Origin of the sequence: Halomonas sp. SIMBA_159, assembly GCF_046536035.1 — a bacterium.
In the GTDB taxonomy this organism is placed as follows: Bacteria; Pseudomonadota; Gammaproteobacteria; order Pseudomonadales; family Halomonadaceae; genus Vreelandella; species Vreelandella venusta_A.
In genome coordinates this window covers 1-234 of sequence record NZ_JAWJBT010001660.1, presented here as the reverse complement: position 1 = coordinate 234, position 234 = coordinate 1, and the positions used below count along the sequence as shown (strand labels likewise).

Genomic DNA, 234 nt, shown 5'->3' with positions numbered 1-234 from the left:
CTGTGCCGAGCCGTTCAAGTGATTCGTCGATGGATTTCAATAAATTATTGCGTGAAGCGCCGCGTTCGTTCGGGTGGCTGTCGAAAGGAAAACCGGTTTTGGATGAAATCAGCACTTTGTCGCGCTTGCCGCGAAGCGCCGCACCTAGCACTTTTTCGGCATTTCCCTGCGAGTATAAATTGGCGGTGTCGAACATATTGATACCCGCATCGATCGACATGTCGACCATGCGGT

1 protein-coding gene is annotated in these 234 nt (G+C 51.7%); it reads right to left on the bottom strand.

What is annotated here, in order from left to right:
* The coding region (locus R0J87_RS24840) for an aldo/keto reductase (RefSeq protein ID WP_498889698.1) at positions 1-220 on the bottom strand (220 nt) is incomplete at its 3' end.
* Positions 221-234: the final 14 nt, after the last annotated feature.